General features: G+C 72.8%; 13 protein-coding genes. 6 read left to right on the forward strand and 7 right to left on the reverse strand.

Features of this window, described 5'->3' with window-relative positions; all coding sequences use genetic code 11:
* Window positions 1–379 precede the first annotated feature (379 nt).
* Window positions 380–1,252 carry a DUF4397 domain-containing protein gene (locus tag ABGB21_RS10555; RefSeq protein WP_347657050.1) on the forward strand — a complete coding sequence of 291 codons (873 nt, stop codon included), beginning with the start codon at window positions 380–382 and terminating at the stop codon, window positions 1,250–1,252.
* Entirely contained in the window at window positions 1,249–2,034 is a 786-nt protein-coding gene (locus ABGB21_RS10560) for a class F sortase (RefSeq protein WP_347677522.1), read from the forward strand. Before ABGB21_RS10555 ends, ABGB21_RS10560 begins: the two co-directional genes overlap by 4 nt.
* Window positions 2,035–2,046: 12 nt before the next feature.
* On the opposite strand, the gene ABGB21_RS10565 is transcribed toward ABGB21_RS10560, so the two are convergent.
* The 4 genes from ABGB21_RS10565 to ABGB21_RS10580 all read right to left on the reverse strand — a co-directional run bounded on the left by ABGB21_RS10565 (window position 2,047) and on the right by ABGB21_RS10580 (window position 5,193).
* Window positions 2,047–2,439 (reverse strand): DUF2203 domain-containing protein, encoded by a 393-nt coding sequence (locus tag ABGB21_RS10565; RefSeq protein ID WP_347657048.1) that lies wholly within the window; start codon window positions 2,437–2,439, stop codon window positions 2,047–2,049.
* Between the two features lie 121 nt (window positions 2,440–2,560).
* Window positions 2,561–3,379, reverse strand: coding sequence for a pyrroline-5-carboxylate reductase (proC, locus tag ABGB21_RS10570; protein ID WP_347677524.1), 819 nt, complete (start codon window positions 3,377–3,379; stop codon window positions 2,561–2,563).
* Window positions 3,380–3,477: 98 nt separating this feature from the next.
* Window positions 3,478–4,506 (reverse strand): 6-phosphofructokinase, encoded by a 1,029-nt coding sequence (locus ABGB21_RS10575; RefSeq protein ID WP_331215674.1) that lies wholly within the window; start codon window positions 4,504–4,506, stop codon window positions 3,478–3,480.
* Between the two features lie 177 nt (window positions 4,507–4,683).
* The gene (locus tag ABGB21_RS10580; protein WP_347677526.1) at window positions 4,684–5,193 is read right to left on the reverse strand and encodes a polyadenylate-specific 3'-exoribonuclease AS; all 510 of its coding nucleotides are present in this window, start codon (window positions 5,191–5,193) and stop codon (window positions 4,684–4,686) included.
* A gap of 426 nt (window positions 5,194–5,619) precedes the next feature.
* Here ABGB21_RS10580 and ABGB21_RS10585 point away from each other — a divergent pair, with 426 nt between their 5' ends.
* Entirely contained in the window at window positions 5,620–6,312 is a 693-nt protein-coding gene (locus ABGB21_RS10585) for a Crp/Fnr family transcriptional regulator (protein WP_347657045.1), read from the forward strand.
* Window positions 6,313–6,459: 147 nt separating this feature from the next.
* Here ABGB21_RS10585 and ABGB21_RS10590 read toward each other — a convergent pair whose 3' ends face one another.
* Window positions 6,460–6,651, reverse strand: coding sequence for a hypothetical protein (locus ABGB21_RS10590; protein WP_347657044.1), 192 nt, complete (start codon window positions 6,649–6,651; stop codon window positions 6,460–6,462).
* 251 nt (window positions 6,652–6,902) lie between these two features.
* On the opposite strand from ABGB21_RS10590, the gene ABGB21_RS10595 reads away from it, so the two are divergent.
* Window positions 6,903–10,430: an adenylate/guanylate cyclase domain-containing protein gene (locus tag ABGB21_RS10595; RefSeq protein WP_347657058.1), complete on the forward strand. Its 3,528-nt coding sequence runs from the start codon at window positions 6,903–6,905 to the stop codon at window positions 10,428–10,430.
* Window positions 10,431–10,508: 78 nt separating this feature from the next.
* On the opposite strand, the gene ABGB21_RS10600 is transcribed toward ABGB21_RS10595, so the two are convergent.
* Window positions 10,509–11,240, reverse strand: coding sequence for a lysophospholipid acyltransferase family protein (locus tag ABGB21_RS10600; protein ID WP_347657043.1), 732 nt, complete (start codon window positions 11,238–11,240; stop codon window positions 10,509–10,511).
* A 253-nt stretch (window positions 11,241–11,493) separates the two neighbouring features.
* Here ABGB21_RS10600 and ABGB21_RS10605 point away from each other — a divergent pair, with 253 nt between their 5' ends.
* Both ABGB21_RS10605 and ABGB21_RS10610 read left to right on the forward strand, forming a co-directional pair.
* A complete protein-coding gene (locus ABGB21_RS10605; RefSeq protein WP_347657042.1) occupies window positions 11,494–12,360 on the forward strand; it encodes a DUF308 domain-containing protein in 867 nt (288 codons plus the stop codon).
* Between the two features lie 210 nt (window positions 12,361–12,570).
* On the forward strand, window positions 12,571–13,983 hold the full coding sequence (locus tag ABGB21_RS10610; RefSeq protein ID WP_347657041.1) for a trehalose-6-phosphate synthase: 1,413 nt from the start codon (window positions 12,571–12,573) through the stop codon (window positions 13,981–13,983).
* Between the two features lie 97 nt (window positions 13,984–14,080).
* Here the strand turns inward: ABGB21_RS10610 and ABGB21_RS10615 are convergent, their stop codons facing one another.
* Window positions 14,081–14,977: a GNAT family N-acetyltransferase gene (locus ABGB21_RS10615; RefSeq protein ID WP_347657040.1), complete on the reverse strand. Its 897-nt coding sequence runs from the start codon at window positions 14,975–14,977 to the stop codon at window positions 14,081–14,083.
* Window positions 14,978–15,017 lie beyond the last annotated feature (40 nt).

Below are 15,017 nucleotides of genomic sequence, written 5' to 3' on the forward strand. Positions count from 1 at the left end.
AACCTCCTGGCGCATCCGCGCGGGTCAGCCGCTCGACACACTGTCCAGTCCGTCCTGGCACAGCTGCGCCCACTGTAGATCCTGCACCGACGCCACCCCTCGGGCAGTGGCCGTGACCAGCGTTGTCACGCTTGCCCGACCAGCGAGCCAACCGGACTGCGGTAACGATTGAATCACTCTGCGTGGCAGGCTTGCGGAGCCGGGCCGCCGGTCGCGAACCTGGGGCGGCACCGGCCCGACCGAGCCCCACTCGCGACCACCGCCTCCCGCGCCCCGCCTCGCGGCCACCCCGGCCCGGACGGACCCCCAGTGCGACGTCCCGGGCCCCCGGGCCGTTACCTTGCCCGGCGCACGGTGCCCGGCACGCTCAGGAGGCGAGATGACAGAGATCCCACAGCTGATCCGGATCCCACGGCAGGTCGGCGCGGTGGCCGCCGCTCTGGTGCTCGGTGCCGGGTTGACCACGGTCGCCGCCGGCCCCGCCGGGGCCGCCGCCCCGGTCGGCTACGTACGACTGGCCCACCTCTCCCCCGACACCCCGGCGGTCGACGTCTACCTCGGCGCCGAGTCCGAATCGGCCGAACCGCAGGTGTTCAAGGCGGTCGGCTACGGGGTGCTGTCGCCGTACCTGCCGCTGCCGGTCGGCCCGTACGCCGTGGCGATGCGCAGGGCCGGAGCACCGGCCAGCGACCCGCCGGTGCTGACCGAGAGCGTCTCGGTGACCGCCGGCAGGGCGTACACCGTGGCCGGGGTGGGCCGCTACGCCGAACTCGGGCTCAAGGTACTGGAGGACGACCTGAGCGCCCCCGCGGACGGCCGGGCCAAGGTACGGGTCGTCCAGGCCTCGGTCCGGGCGCCCGTGATCGACGTGTCGGTGGCGGACGGGCCGCGCATCGCCGACGCCGTGCAGTTCGCCACCACCACCCCGTACCAGCAGGTGGAGCCGGGACGCGCCACGCTGCGACTGGCCGGCACCGGAGCCGAGCCCACCACCACCGCCGTGTCGCTGCGCGACGGAACCGTCTACTCGCTGCTGGTGCTCGACGCGAAGCGGGGTGGGCTGACCACCGAACTACGGGTCGACGCCCGGGGAGGTGTGGTCGTACCGGCCGGCGGTGTGGACACCGGGGCCGGCGGGACTGCCGGAGCCGGCGGCTCGTACCCGACGGGGTCCGCGCTGGTCGCGTTCGGCGTGTTCCTGCTCGCGGCGACCGGGCGGTACGCGCTACGACGGCGTACCCGCAGCTCGTGACCGTCGGTTCGGGCATTCACCGCCCGGCGTCGGCGCCGGGCGGCGACCGCCGACGCTCCGGGGCGGTTCGCCGCCCGGACGTCGGCGGCCTGCTGCTCTGCCTGGCACTCGGCGCCGGCCTCGCGGTCACCCTGGCCGGGGACGGCGGGCCGGTCCCGGCACCGGCGGCCCCGCCGACCCGACTCGCGGCCTGCCCGCCGGCGTGCGCCCCGGCCGCCTGCGGGCCGGCGTGCGAGACCGGGGCGGCCACCGAGACCCGGGCGGCCGCCGCTGCCGGCGACACCGCCGCCCGGCCCGCCGAGCCGGCGCCCAGCGGACCGCCGACCCGGGTACGGATCCCGCGGATCCGGGTCGACAGCACGCTGGCCGGTCTGCGGCTGGACCGGACCGGCCGGCTCACCCCACCGGCGGCCTTCACCGAGGCCGGCTGGTACGCCGACGGTGTGGTCCCCGGCGACGTCGGTCCGGCCGTCCTCGCCGGGCACGTCGACTCGAAGACCGGCCCGGCGGTCTTCCACCGGCTGGCGGACCTGGAGCCGGGCGACCTGGTCGAGGTGCGCCGGGGCCACCGCTGGCTCCGATTCCGGGTCACCGGCAGCAGCCGACACGCCAAGGCGGAGTTCCCGACCACCGTGGTGTACGGCCCCACCCCCGGGCCCGAGCTACGGCTGATCACCTGCACCGGACGGTTCGACCGGCCCACCGGGCACTACCGGGACAACCTGGTCGTCTACGCCGTCGCCGAGCTGCCCGTGGTCCTCACCGACTCCGCTGCCGGCTGACCCGGGTCCGGCTCAGACCGGGCGCCGCCCCTGGAAGCCGCACTCCACCCGGTGGTACCAGCCCACGTCGCCGTCGCCCTCCAGCCAGCACCACACCACCGGCCGGCCGTCCCGTTCGCCGGGGAAGTCGAGCAGCACCGGGGCGAGCCCCTTGACCTGGATGTCGTGCCCGGTCAGCTCCTCCAGGATGCCGAAGATCCGCGCCTCCAGGCTCTTGACCTCGGCCAGCCCGCCGACCGGACGACCGGCACGCCCGGTCGGGCCGTTGTCACGCTCGGCCGGGCCGGCGCCACGTTCGGCCAGGTCCACCCGCAGCTCGGCGAGGTCGGCACGGAGCCGGACGAGCTCGTCGATCCGGGGACGGAGCGTGGCGATCAGATGCCGCGCCTGGGCAAGAGTGAACACATCGAACAGTATCGGGCACGGACGCTCGCCGGCCGACGATGGAGCGGCAACTTCACCGCCTGGCAACAGCCCTCTTACCGGGCCGTGCGGATCCGATCATCGTGCGGGGCGGAAACCCCGCTCACTCGTTCTGCGCGGCGATCTCCCGGGCCCGGTCCCGGGCCGCCTCGAGGGCGGCGAGCAGCGCGGCCCGGACGCCGTGGTTCTCCAGCTCCCGGATCGCCGAGATGGTGGTCCCGGCCGGTGAGGTCACCGCCTCCCGGAGCTTGACCGGGTGCTCACCGGAATCCCGCAGCATGGTCGCGGACCCGATGGCGGTCTGCACGATCAACTCGTGGGCCACCTGGCGGGGCAGACCGAGCAGGATCCCGGCGTCGACCATCGCCTCGACCAGGAGATAGAAGTAGGCCGGCCCGGAGCCGGAGAGCGCGGTCACCGCGTCCTGCTGCGCCTCGGGGACCCGGATCGTCGCGCCGAGCGGCCGGAACATCTCCTCGGCCAGTTCCAGGTGGGCGCCGGTGGCGTGGGAGCCGGCCGAGATCGCCGTCATCGCCTGGTCGACCAGGGCCGGGGTGTTCGTCATCACCCGGATCACCGGAGTCCCCTCCGGCAGCCGCCGGGCGAAGAAACTCGTCGGCAGGCCGGCGCAGAGCGAGATCAGCAGTTTGTCGGCCGGCACCTTCGGCCCGATCTCGTCCAGCAGCGCGTCCGCGTCCTGCGGCTTGACCGAGATGGCCAGGACGTCCGCCTCGGCCACCGCGACCAGGTTGTCGACCACCGGTACGCCGTACCGGGCGGTGATCTCCTCGGCCCGCGCCGGACGGCGGGTGGTGGCCAGCAGCCGGTGGGCCGGCCAACCCGCCCGGAGCAGTCCGGAGAGCATCAGCTCCCCGATCTTCCCGGTGCCGATCACGGCAACCGTGTGCGCTCCCGGCGTCATCGCCTCTCCTCAGGTACGAGCCGTCACCGATCGTCGGTGGGTGGACGCGGGTCGGGTGGCCCGCCGTACCCCGGCGGGCCACCCGTCCACGTACGGCGTCAGCTGCCGAAGAAGACCTCGGCCTCGGTGTACCGCTCCAGCGGTACGGTCTTGAGCTCCTTGGTCGCCTCGACCAGCGGCACCCGGACGATGTTGGTGCCCTGCATCGCGACCATCTTGCCCCAGTCGCCCTCGTTGACCGCGTCGATCGCCTGCAGACCGAGCCGGGTGGCGAGCACCCGGTCGAAGGCGGTCGGGGTGCCACCGCGCTGGATGTGCCCGAGGACGACCGTCCGGGCCTCCTTGCCGGTCTTCGCCTCCAGCTGCTCGGCCAGCCACTGGCCGATGCCGCCGAGCCGGACGTGGCCGAACGAGTCCAGCTCCTGGTTCTGCAGGACCATCTGGCCCTCCAGCGGCTGGGCGCCCTCGGCGACGACCACGATCGGGGCGTACTGGTGCTGGAAGCGCTTCTCGACGTACCCGGCGACCTGGTCGACGTCGAACGGCCGCTCCGGCAGCAGGATCACGTTCGCGCCACCGGCGAGGCCCGCGTGCAGGGCGATCCAGCCGGCGTGCCGGCCCATCACCTCGACGACCAGGGTGCGGTGGTGGCTCTCGGCCGTGGTGTGCAGCCGGTCGATCGCCTCCATCGCGATGTTGACCGCGGTGTCGAAGCCGAAGGTGTAGTCGGTGGCACCGAGGTCGTTGTCGATCGTCTTCGGTACGCCCACCACCTGGACGCCGAGCTCGTGGAGCTTGGTCGCGACGCCGAGGGTGTCCTCGCCGCCGATCGCCACCAGGGCGTCCACGCCCTGCTCGGCGAGGTTGCTCTTGATCTGCTCGACGCCGCCCTCGATCTTGAAGGGGTTGGTCCGGGAGGAGCCCAGGATGGTGCCGCCGCGCGGCAGGATGCCCCGGACCTCCGCAATGCCGAGCGGCTTGGTCAGCCCCTCCAGCGGGCCGCGCCACCCGTCACGGAAGCCGACGAATTCGTGGCCGTAGGTGGCGACGCCCTTGCGCACCACCGCTCGGATCACCGCGTTCAGACCCGGGCAGTCACCACCACCGGTGAGCACGCCGATACGCATGATCTGCTCATCCTCCTGGAGCCTTCGATTAAGCCCGTTCAGCCCCAGGGTCGAAGTCCGTCAGACCGTCGCGGCACCGTTGCCGGCCCGGGGCGGGCCGTCATTGCGCACTGTAGTCGTCGGCCGGGAGGCAGGCCAGCGCGCCCCGTCAGGCGTCACCGGGGGATCACAAAAAGGTCATCTTGATCTTGCGTCGGCCGAGTGCATCGCCCGCCACCGGGCGAGGTTGTGCCGGGCGTCGACGAGCGCGTCGTGCCGCCCGGAGGCGTCCGGCAGCGGCGGGCGCCCCCGGTCCTCCCAGCGCTGCCGGAGTTCCTTGGTGAACCGGGGGATCTCCCGGGGCAGTGCCGGCATCGCCCCCCACAGCTGGGCCAGTGCCACGTGGTCGTACGCCGCGTACCAGGCCCAGAGTTCGAGCTGCTCGTCCGGCCGGTCCCGGATCGGCTCGACCAGGAAGTCGTAGAGCTCGTCCCGGATCCGGGTCCGGGAACGCCAGGCCCGGTCGCCCGGCGAGGGCAACTTGTCCAGGACGTGGCGCCGCACCCACGGCACCGCCCGGGAGTCGTCGAACTCGGTGGAGATCGCGTAGAACTCGCGCCCGTACTCGTCGACGACACCGATCGACACCAGGTCGACCAGCCGGCCGTCCTCGATGAACTCACAGTCGTAGAAATAGCGGTAGACCATCACCACCATCCTCGCCCATCCCACCCGCCCGGGGCGGCCCGGGGGCGGGTTCGACCCGCCGGGGAACCGGGCGGTGGGGTCGCCGGGCGGGGCGGAGCGGTCGGGAGCATGCCGGATCCGCGCTCCCGCACCGTGGCCGGCCGGCGGAACGGGCACCACCCGGCCGGCCACGGATCCCGCCCCCTGGACCCGCCTCGCCCCCGTTCGGCCCCCGTCCGACGGCGGATCCGCCACCAGAATCGGGGCCGGTCAGCGACAGAACTGTCACAGAAGTGATTTGAGGGGTGTACAGCAAGCGACAGGGCCGTCATGATCTGATGTGTACCGCTGCCGGACTCCTACCGGTATCAGTTTCACCTTGCCACTTCGGGCGGTTGCGGGTCGCCCGGGGGCAATACTGGTTATCCACCGGGGAGGGGTTGAGCCGTGGAGGTTCGCCTGCCTGAGCCGGGCGACGCCCTCACCGGCGTCGACATGTTCGCCGGCCTCGAGCCCGAGGTGCGCCAACGGGTCATCGCCGCGGCGGTCCCCCGTACCTATCGCAAGGGCCAGCTGCTGTTCGTCGAGAACGACCCCGGCGAGTCGCTCATCGTGCTCCGTCGTGGGGCGGTGGCGGTGTTCCGCACCGCGCCGACCGGCGAACGGGCCGTACTCAACGTCATCCGTCCCCCGGACGTGCTCGGCGAGGTCTCGCTGCTGGACGCCTCCACCCGCTCGGCGTCCGCGGAGGCCATCGAGGACTGCACCGCCCTGGCGCTGTCCCGGGGTGCCTTCATGGAGCTCGTGCACTCCAACCCGCGCATCCTCGACGCGGTCATGCGGTCCCTCGGTGGACTGATCCGCCGGCTGACCGAGCAGAACGCCGACCATGTCTTCCTCGACCTGCCGGGTCGGGTGGCCAAGACACTGGTCCGACTGGCCGGCGAGAGCCAGGCGCCGATGATCACGATCGAACTCAACCAGAGCCAGCTCGCCGAGATGGCCGGCGGCTCGCGGCAGAGCGTCAACCAGGCGATCGGCTCGTTCGCCAGCCGGGGCTGGCTGCGTACCGAGGGGCGCCGGATCGTAGTCACCGACGTGGCGGCGCTCCGCCGCCGGGCCGGCATGGCCGACCGCTGAGCTCACCCGCGGAGACCTCCCCACCCCCGGAGATCCACACTTCGGACGTGCCCGACCGGACGCCCCGTGAACGGTCGACCCGTCCCCGGCACGCCCGGTCGTCGCCCCGGCCTCCGGAACGTCCTCCGACGCGTTCGGCGACCGGGATCAGGTCGGACCCAGCCAGTCCGTCCCCTCCTTGCCACCGCCCGTCGAGCCCGAATCGGCACTCTCGCCGCCGACGATGCCCGCCGCCTGAAGCTTCGCCAGGGTGGCGGCGTCCACGTCGATCATGTCTCCCGAGGCGTGACCGACACCATCGCCGTCGGTCCATTCCTTTTCCAGTCGGACGTACACCATTGTCCATCTCTCCCTGATATTCACCGATCGGTCGGCGCCAATGACTGTATCGTGGATCTCCAGTGGTGGACTGTCCGCTAGCCAACAGCCCGGTTCCCGACAGCGGCGTCGGGCGGTGATACTCGGCGGGGCGATTCCGCCGGCTCCGGCCCGACACTGGGGACCGACCGGCGGCGGTCGACCGGCCCGTCCCGACCGGAGCCCGCCACCCCGGCAGTACACACTCCACTTCGAGGCTGTAGGAGGACGGCATCTCCGCTCCCTGTACGACATGCGGCCGGACCGCCGCAGCCGGCGACCGCTTCTGCGGCGGCTGCGGGACCGAACTCGCCCCGGCCTGCACCCAGTGCGACCGGCCGCTCGCCCGGGACGCCGCCTTCTGTACGGCCTGCGGCACCCCCCGCCCCGGTCAGCCGGTCCGTCGGTCGACGGTGGGTCAGGAGGACCGCCGACGGGTCAGTGTGCTCTTCGTCGACCTGATCGACTTCACCCCGTACGTCGAACGCGCCGATCCGGAACTGGTCCGGAAGATGCAGACCTCGTTCTTCTCGGCGGCCCGGCGGGTCATCGGCCACTACGGCGGGGTGGTGGAGAAGTACATCGGCGACGCGGTGATGGCGCTGTTCGGCGCCCCGGTGGCGACCGAGACGGACGCACTGCGCTGCGTACGCGCCGGTCTGGAGCTGCAGCGGGTGCTGACCCGGCTCACCCCGACCGGCGCCGACCACCTGCGGTTCCGGGTCGGGGTGGCCACCGGTGAGGCGCTGGTCGACGTGGCCGCCGCCCGGGACGGCGGGCAGGCGATCGTCGCCGGGGACGTGGTCAACACCGCGTCCCGGATGCAGTCGGTGGCCCCGCCCGGCGGAGTGCTGGTCTGCGGCAACACGTACGCGTTGACCCGGGACGCGATCCGGTACGACGCGCAGGACCCGGTGCTCCTGCGTGGCCGGTCCACGCCGACCGAGGTCTGGCTGGCGCTCGCCGCCGTACTGCGGCAGCCGCCGGACCGCGAGTCGGACACCACCCCGCTGATCGACCGCGAACACGAACTGGGCCTGCTGGTCAACGCCCTGCACCGGTCCATCCGGGACCAGCTGCCCCAACTGGTCACGGTGCTCGGGCACGCCGGGATCGGCAAGAGCCGGCTGGTCCGGGAACTGTTCCGGCACACCGAACGGCTCACCGACCAGCCGGTCACCTGGCGGACGGGCCGGTGTCCGCCGTTCGGCGAGAACGTCACCTTCGCCGCGCTGGCCGACATCGTCAAGGCCGAGGCGGGGATCCTGGACACCGACCCGGCCTCGGTGGCGGCCCGACGCCTGGAGGCGACCCTCGACGAACTGGTCGGACCCGGCGAGGCGGGCCGGCTGGTCGACGCGCTCCGCCCGGTGGTCGGTCTGCCCGGTCCCACCCTGCCGGCCGAGGAGTCCGAGTCGGCCTGGCGCCGCTTCCTGGTCGCGCTCGCCGCCCGACAGCCGACGGTGCTGGTCTTCGAGGACCTGCACTGGGCGGACGAGGCGATGCTCAACTTCGTGGAGCTGCTCGGGGCGTACGCCCAGAACGTGCCGTTGCTGCTGCTCTGCACCTCCCGGCCGGAGCTGGTCAAGCGAGAGCCGAGCTGGGCGGGGACGATCACCGCCTCGCTGACCATCAGCCTGCCGCCGCTTCGGGACACCGCCATCGCCTCGCTCTACGGCCACATCTTCGGCCAGGCGGCGTTCTCGACCGACATGCTCAACCCGCTGGTCGAGGTCGCGGACGGCAACCCGCTCTACGCCCACGAGTACGTCCGGATGCTGATGGAGCAGGGGGCGCTGCGCCAGTCCGGTCGGGGCTGGTCGCTCGAGAAGCGGCACGACCTGCCGATGCCGGAAAGCGTGCACGCGGTCATCGCCAACCGGGTGGACCTGCTCGACGGCCCGGACCGCGCGGTGCTGCTGGCCGCCTCGGTGGTCGGCATGCAGTTCTGGCCGGGTGCGGTCGCGGCCGCGCTGGGGCAGCCGGTCGAGGCGGTCGACCGGGCGCTGCGCCAGCTGGAGCAGCGGGACTTCGTCCACGAACAGCCGTCGTCCACGATGGCCGGACAACCGGAGTTCCGGTTCCGGCACGTCCTGGTCCGGGACGTCTGCTACCAGCGGCTGCCGCGTACCGAACGGGTGGCCCGGCACGAACGCACCGCCGAGTGGTTGGACAGCATGTCCCGGGGCCGGGACACCGACCTGGCCGAGGTGCTGGCGCACCACCGCTGGGCGGCGCACGAGATCGCGCACACCCTGGGCGTGGCGACCGACCGGTACGCCCCGCCGGCCCGGGACGCGCTGCACCGGGCGGCCCGCCGGGCGTACGCGTTGCACGCGCTGGACGTGGCGGCCAACCACGCGGCCCGGGCACTCGGGCTGGCCGACGACACCGATCCGGTCGGCCGGCTGCGGCTGGAGCTGCTGAGCACCGAGATCTCGTACTTCCGGGACGGCAACAACTTCCTCGCCGGCGGCGGCACCGAGCAGTTGCACACCCTGGCGGAGCGGCTCTTCGCGTACGGCGAGAACGGCGACGCGGCCCGGGCCTGGACACTGCTCGGGCAGGCCGCCTGGCTGCGAGCCGACCGGTCCGGCGCACTGTCCTGTCTGGACCGGGCCGTCGAGCTCTTCGACGCGTTGCCGGACACCGCGCAGAAGGCGGACGCCTACGCCGAACTGGGCCGGCTGCACATGCTCAACTACGAGCGCGATCCGGCGATCGCGGCGGCCGGCGCGGCGGCCGACATCGCCGAACGGCTCGGACTGGTGGAGACCCAGGCCAACGCCCGGATCACCGTGGCGACCGCCCGCTACCAGGCCGGTGACCCGGCCGGCCTGGACGAACTGTACGAGATCCACCGGCTCTGCCAGACCCACCAGCTCCTCGCCTGGCCCCGGGCGGTACAGAACCTCGCGTACGCGGTCCGGGAGGAGGGCGACTGGATCCGGTCCGGCGAACTCGTCGCCGCCTGTCCCGCCCTCACCCGGGGCGAGACGCTCGCCACCGGTGGCTCCGGCGACGCCATGCGGGCGTACTGCGAGGGTGAGTTCGGCCGGCTGCTGACCGTCGCCGACGCGTTCGTCGACACCCCGGCCGGTCGGTGGGACATGCAGGTACGTGGGGTGCGCGCCTGTCTGCGGGTGCTCCGCGACGAGCCGGTGCCCGGCGAGGCGGCAATCGACGACGTCACCGACGCCCTGGAGACCGCCCGGCGCAGTGGCTTCCACCGGCTGCACTGGACGGTACTCGGGCTCGGCGCGCTCTGCCGGGCCCTGCAGGAACGCCGGCAGGAGGCCGCCGACCTGCTCGACGAACTCGCCGGGTCGTGGTCGGCGGTGCCCGCCCTGGCCAGCGGGGAGTGGATGCCCGCCGCCGCGTACGCCGCCGCGCTGGCCGGCCGCGGATCGGCGGTACGGGTCCGGGGCATGCTCGACCGGGTCACCCACCACACGCCGTGGGTGGAGGCGGCGCTGCGTACCGTCACGGCGGCGTCGGCGAGCGCGGACGGCGAGCACGGTCGGGCGGGGCAGCTGTACCTCGCGGCGGCGGAGATCTACGCGGGAATCCCGGACGTGACCGACCGGATGCTCGCCCTGGCGCTCGCCGCCGGTGAGCTGCGGCTGGCCGACCGGCCCGCGGAGGCGGAGATGGCGCTCGCCGAGGTACGCGCCTTCGCGCTGCGGAACCGGGCGCCCGGTCTGCTCCGGCTCGGGCCGGGCCCGACCGCGCCCGGCAGCACGCCGGTGCTCGCCTCCTGACCGGACCGGGCCCGGCCCGGGCTGCGGACCCGCCCGGCTCGACCACCGGCCGCCGCACCGGACGGTGTACCGGGGGGCTCAGGCGGCGATCGAACCGCCCGTCGACTCGACGGACGATCCGCTCGCCGCCGTGGCCAGCGGCTGGTTCTTGATCTTCTGCGCGTAGATGTCGACGTACTCGCGCCCGGAAAGTTCCATCAGCTCGTACATGATCTCGTCGGTGATGGCCCGCTCCACGAACCGGTCGCCGGCCATCCCGGCATAGCGGGAGAAGTCGAGGGGACGCCCGAACCGGATCCTCACCCGCTTGATCTTCGGGATCAGCTTGCCCGGCGGCTGGATCTCGTCGGCGTTGAGCATCACCACCGGAATGACCGGGGCGCCGCTCTCCAGCGCCAGCCGGGCCACCCCGGTCTTGCCCCGGTACAGCCGACCGTCCGGCGAACGGGTCCCCTCGGGGTAGATTCCGGCCAGGTTGCCGGCCCGCAGCACCGCGAGCTGGGTGTCCAGCGCCGCCTGGGCAGCCCGCCCACCGGACCGGTCCACCGGGATGGTGCCGGTGCCGACGAAGAACATCCGGATCAGGGCACCCTTCAGCCCCCGGCCGGTGAAGTATTCGGCCTTCGCCACGAAGGTCACTTTTCGCTTGACCATCAACGGCATGAAGATCGAGTCGGAGAACGACAGATGGTTGCTGGCCAGGATCGCCGGCCCCGTGTCGGGCACGTTCTCCCTGCCCTCCACCAGCGGCCGGAAGATCAGCCTCAGCCAGGGCCCGAGGATGACGTACTTCATCAGCCCGTACAGCACCGCTGTCCTTCCCGAGCGTCTCCGCGGGTCCCCACCTGCCGGGCGACCGCCCGGCAGACCGCCGGAACGTCGCCGCGCCCGGCCGTCGGCCGTGGCGGGATCTGTCGGTCATGAGCCTACGAAGCGGGTACGGCACGCCACAACGCACTCCCGGAACCAGTGCCCGCCGTGTCACGATTCAGTGCACGGCATGTGGGGCCAACGGGCGGCAGGAGCACCGTGGGTGCCACGGGCCGGTAGGGAGGGTGTCGGAGTGACAGCGGGAGGGGCCCGTCGGGGACGACGGGACAATGGCCTGGAGGCGACGGAGTACGCGATCGCCGGCGACGTGGACCCGCGGCTCGGCGAACACCTGCTCGACGTGCTCGCCGCCGGGGGCATCGCCGCCTACCTGCAACCCTCCGCCGACCTCAACCCGGTGACCCGGACCACCACGATGCCGCCCCGGCCCGTCGACCGGCTGTACGTCGACCGCAGCCACCTGGCGACCGCCCGGGACTACCTGACCCAGCTGACCGACGAGGAGCCGACGGGCCGGTCGTCCGCGCCGCTGCCCGGCCAGCCGTCGTCGCCGGCCGCCGACCCGGACGTGGAGGCCGAGTGGGCCCGGATCGTCGCCGGCTACCACACCGAGGTCGCCGCCGACGCCCGCTCGTGGCCGGCCGCAGAGGACGTCGCCGAAACCGGGGCGGCCGAACCGGGAGGCGTCGCGACGGCACCGCGTCCCGGGCCCGACGCGCCGCTACCGGCCGGTCCGGGTGGCCGCCGGCTCCCCTCGGCCGCCGACATCTCCGGCATCTCGGTCGGCCGCGACGAGCCGTCGCTGCTCGACGGCCTCGACACCTTCGGCACGGACCTGCCCGACGAGGCCGAGGAGGAGCGGTACGTCCCACCACCGCCGCCTCCGCTGCCCCGGCTGTCGAAGTACGCGGTGATCGGGGTCCTGGCGATCGCCGCCGGCTTCGCGCTCTTCCTCTTCCCGTCGCTGCTCCCGCTCGGCCGCGGAGTCACCACCCTGTTCGGCTTCGCCGGGATCCTCGGCGGCTTCGTGACGCTGATCTGGCGGCTGCGGCCCGGCGACGACGACGATGACGACCCGGACGACGGCGCCGTGGTGTGAGCCGGACGACAGATCCGTCGGCGCCCGCCACCACCGCGGCTTTCTGCCCCGTACCGTCCAGATCGCGAGATTCATCGCCCTGTGGTGTTGGCACGTAACCATCGCGTAATTTCGCATCAGTAGGAATACTGCTGTACGTCACCTTCCCCTCACGACTACCCGATCGCTCGTCATTCGCGGTGGTCGCCTCGCCCGGAACGAGGTGCCCGAATGCGACAGAGTTCCCTCGTGGTGGTGGCCAACCGGCTGCCGGTCGACGACAGCGTGGCGCCGGATGGCGCCTGCGAATGGCGTCGTAGCCCCGGCGGCCTGGTCAGCGCCCTTCACCCCCTCCTCCAGCACACCCCGGCGACCTGGGTCGGCTGGGCCGGCGGCACCGGTCCGGCCCCACACCTGGCCGACATCGACGGGGTACGGATGCACACCGTCGCCCTGGCCCAGGACGACGTCCGCGACCACTACGAAGGTTTCGCCAACTCGACCCTCTGGCCGCTCTACCACGACGCGGTGGAGCAGCCCGTCTACCACCGTCGCTGGTGGGAGGCGTACCAGCGGGTCAACCGGCGGTTCGCCGAGGCGGCGGCCGAGGCGGCCGAACCCGGGGCGGTGGTCTGGGTCCAGGACTACCACCTGCAGCTCGTCCCCGGGCTGCTCCGTACGCTCCGGCCCGACCTGCGGATCGGCTTTTTCATGCACGTGCCGTTCCCGCCGCCGGAACTGTTCATGCAACTGCCCCGCCGGGCCGAACTGCTGCTCGGCATGCTCGGCGCCGACCTGGTCGGTTTCCAACGCCCCCAGGCGGCGCACAACTTCGCACAGCTCGCCACGAAGGTGCTCGGGCTGCCCGCCACCGACCGACGGATCGCGGTCGACGACCGGGTGGTCCGGATCGGCGCCTTCCCGGTCTCCATCGACATGACGGAGATGGAGGCGCTGGCCGGCCGACCCGACGTGCTCCGGCGGGCCGCCCAGATCCGGCGGGACCTCGGCGACCCACAGCAGGTGATCCTCAGCGTGGACCGGATGGACTACACCAAGGGGATCGAGCAACGACTCAAGGCCTACAGCGAGCTCCTCGCCACCGGGCACGTCAAGGTCCGGGACACCGTGCTGGTCCAGGTCGCCGTCCCCAGCCGGGAACGGGTGGAGCAGTACCAGATCCTGCGGGAACGGGTGGAACGCGAGGTCGGGCGGATCAACGGGGAGTTCGGCCGGGTCGGCGAGCCGGCGATCCACTACCTCACCCAGCCGTTCGACCGGGCGGAACTCGCCGCCCTCTACCGGGCCGCCGACATCATGGCGGTGACCCCGCTGCGGGACGGGATGAACCTGGTCGCCAAGGAGTACGTGGCGGCCCGGGTCGACGGCGGCGGCGCGCTCCTGCTCAGCGAGTTCGCCGGCACCGCGGCGGAGTTCGGCCAGGCGTTCCTGGTCAACCCGCACGACCTGGAGGGGCTCAAGGCGATCCTGGTCCAGGCCCTGCAGGTTAGCGAGGCGGACCGGACCGAGCGGATGCGGGCGATGCGGGACCACCTGCGGGTGCACGACATCCGGGCCTGGGCGCGCTCCTATCTGACCGCCCTGGATCAGAACGGTTCGCTGGTCACCCGCCTGACCACCTGAAAAGGAAGGGCCATATCGCTTTTTGTACAGGGGGCGGTTTCTAGAGGCCCTTCCTAACACCCCGGCCGCAGGGCGCGCCGTACCCCCGGCGGGCCGCTCAGTCGAGCGTGGCCAGGCAGGAGAACTGCGAGGCGACCGGACGGTAGCCGAGCCGGGTGTTCACCGCGAGCATCGGCGCGTTCGCCCCGTCGTTGGCGGTGTACGCGACGGTCGCGCCGGTGGCGGCGGCCCGCCGCAGCGCCGCCGACTTCACCAGCAGGGCCAGTCCCCGCCCGCGGTGTTCCGGCCGGGTCGCCGTCATGTCGGACCAGGCCCGCCCGCCGTCCCGGGCGACCAGGGAGAACGCGACAACGGTCGGACCGGCCACCGCCGCCGTACTGGCGGCCCGGTCCAACCCCGGGTTGTCCCAGACGTCGTACCGCCAGTAGTCGTACGACACCTGGTCGACCGGGACGTCACCCGGCTCGTCGGCGGCGGCCGCGACGTCGGCCTCGTACACCTGCCGGGCGTCCAGGTCCGCCACCGGGAGCAGCCGCAGCCCCTCCGGCGTCGGCGGTACCGGCGGTGGCGGCGTCAGGTCGAGCGCCGAGTAGCGGGCCTCCCGGCCCGGCTCGAAGCCGTGTCGGCGGGCGAAGTCCACCGAGTCCGGCACGACAAAGGACCGGACCCGGCGCACCCCGAGTCCCCGCAGATGCTGCCGGGTCGCGTCGAGCAGGGCGCTGCCGATGCCGCGCCGCCGGTGTTCCGGATGTACGTGCAGCAGGGAGATCTGCCCGAAGTCCGGTACGGAGGTGGTGACGATCCGGGACGCCGATGCCCAGCCGACCAGGCGTCCGTGCTCCTCGGCGACGTACCCGGCCCACCCCTCGCCCGACGGTGGCCCGGCGATCGTCCTCCGGGTCGACTCGACGCCGCGTACCAGGTAGGGATAGACGATCGCGCGCAGCGCGACGACAGCCGGGGCGTCCCCGGGCGTGGCAGGACGGATCAACACGGACGGCTCAGCACGGAAGACGCCTCCGGGTACGAGGGTG

Source organism: Plantactinospora sp. B24E8 (genome assembly GCF_039871735.1).
Taxonomy (GTDB): domain Bacteria; phylum Actinomycetota; class Actinomycetes; order Mycobacteriales; family Micromonosporaceae; genus Plantactinospora.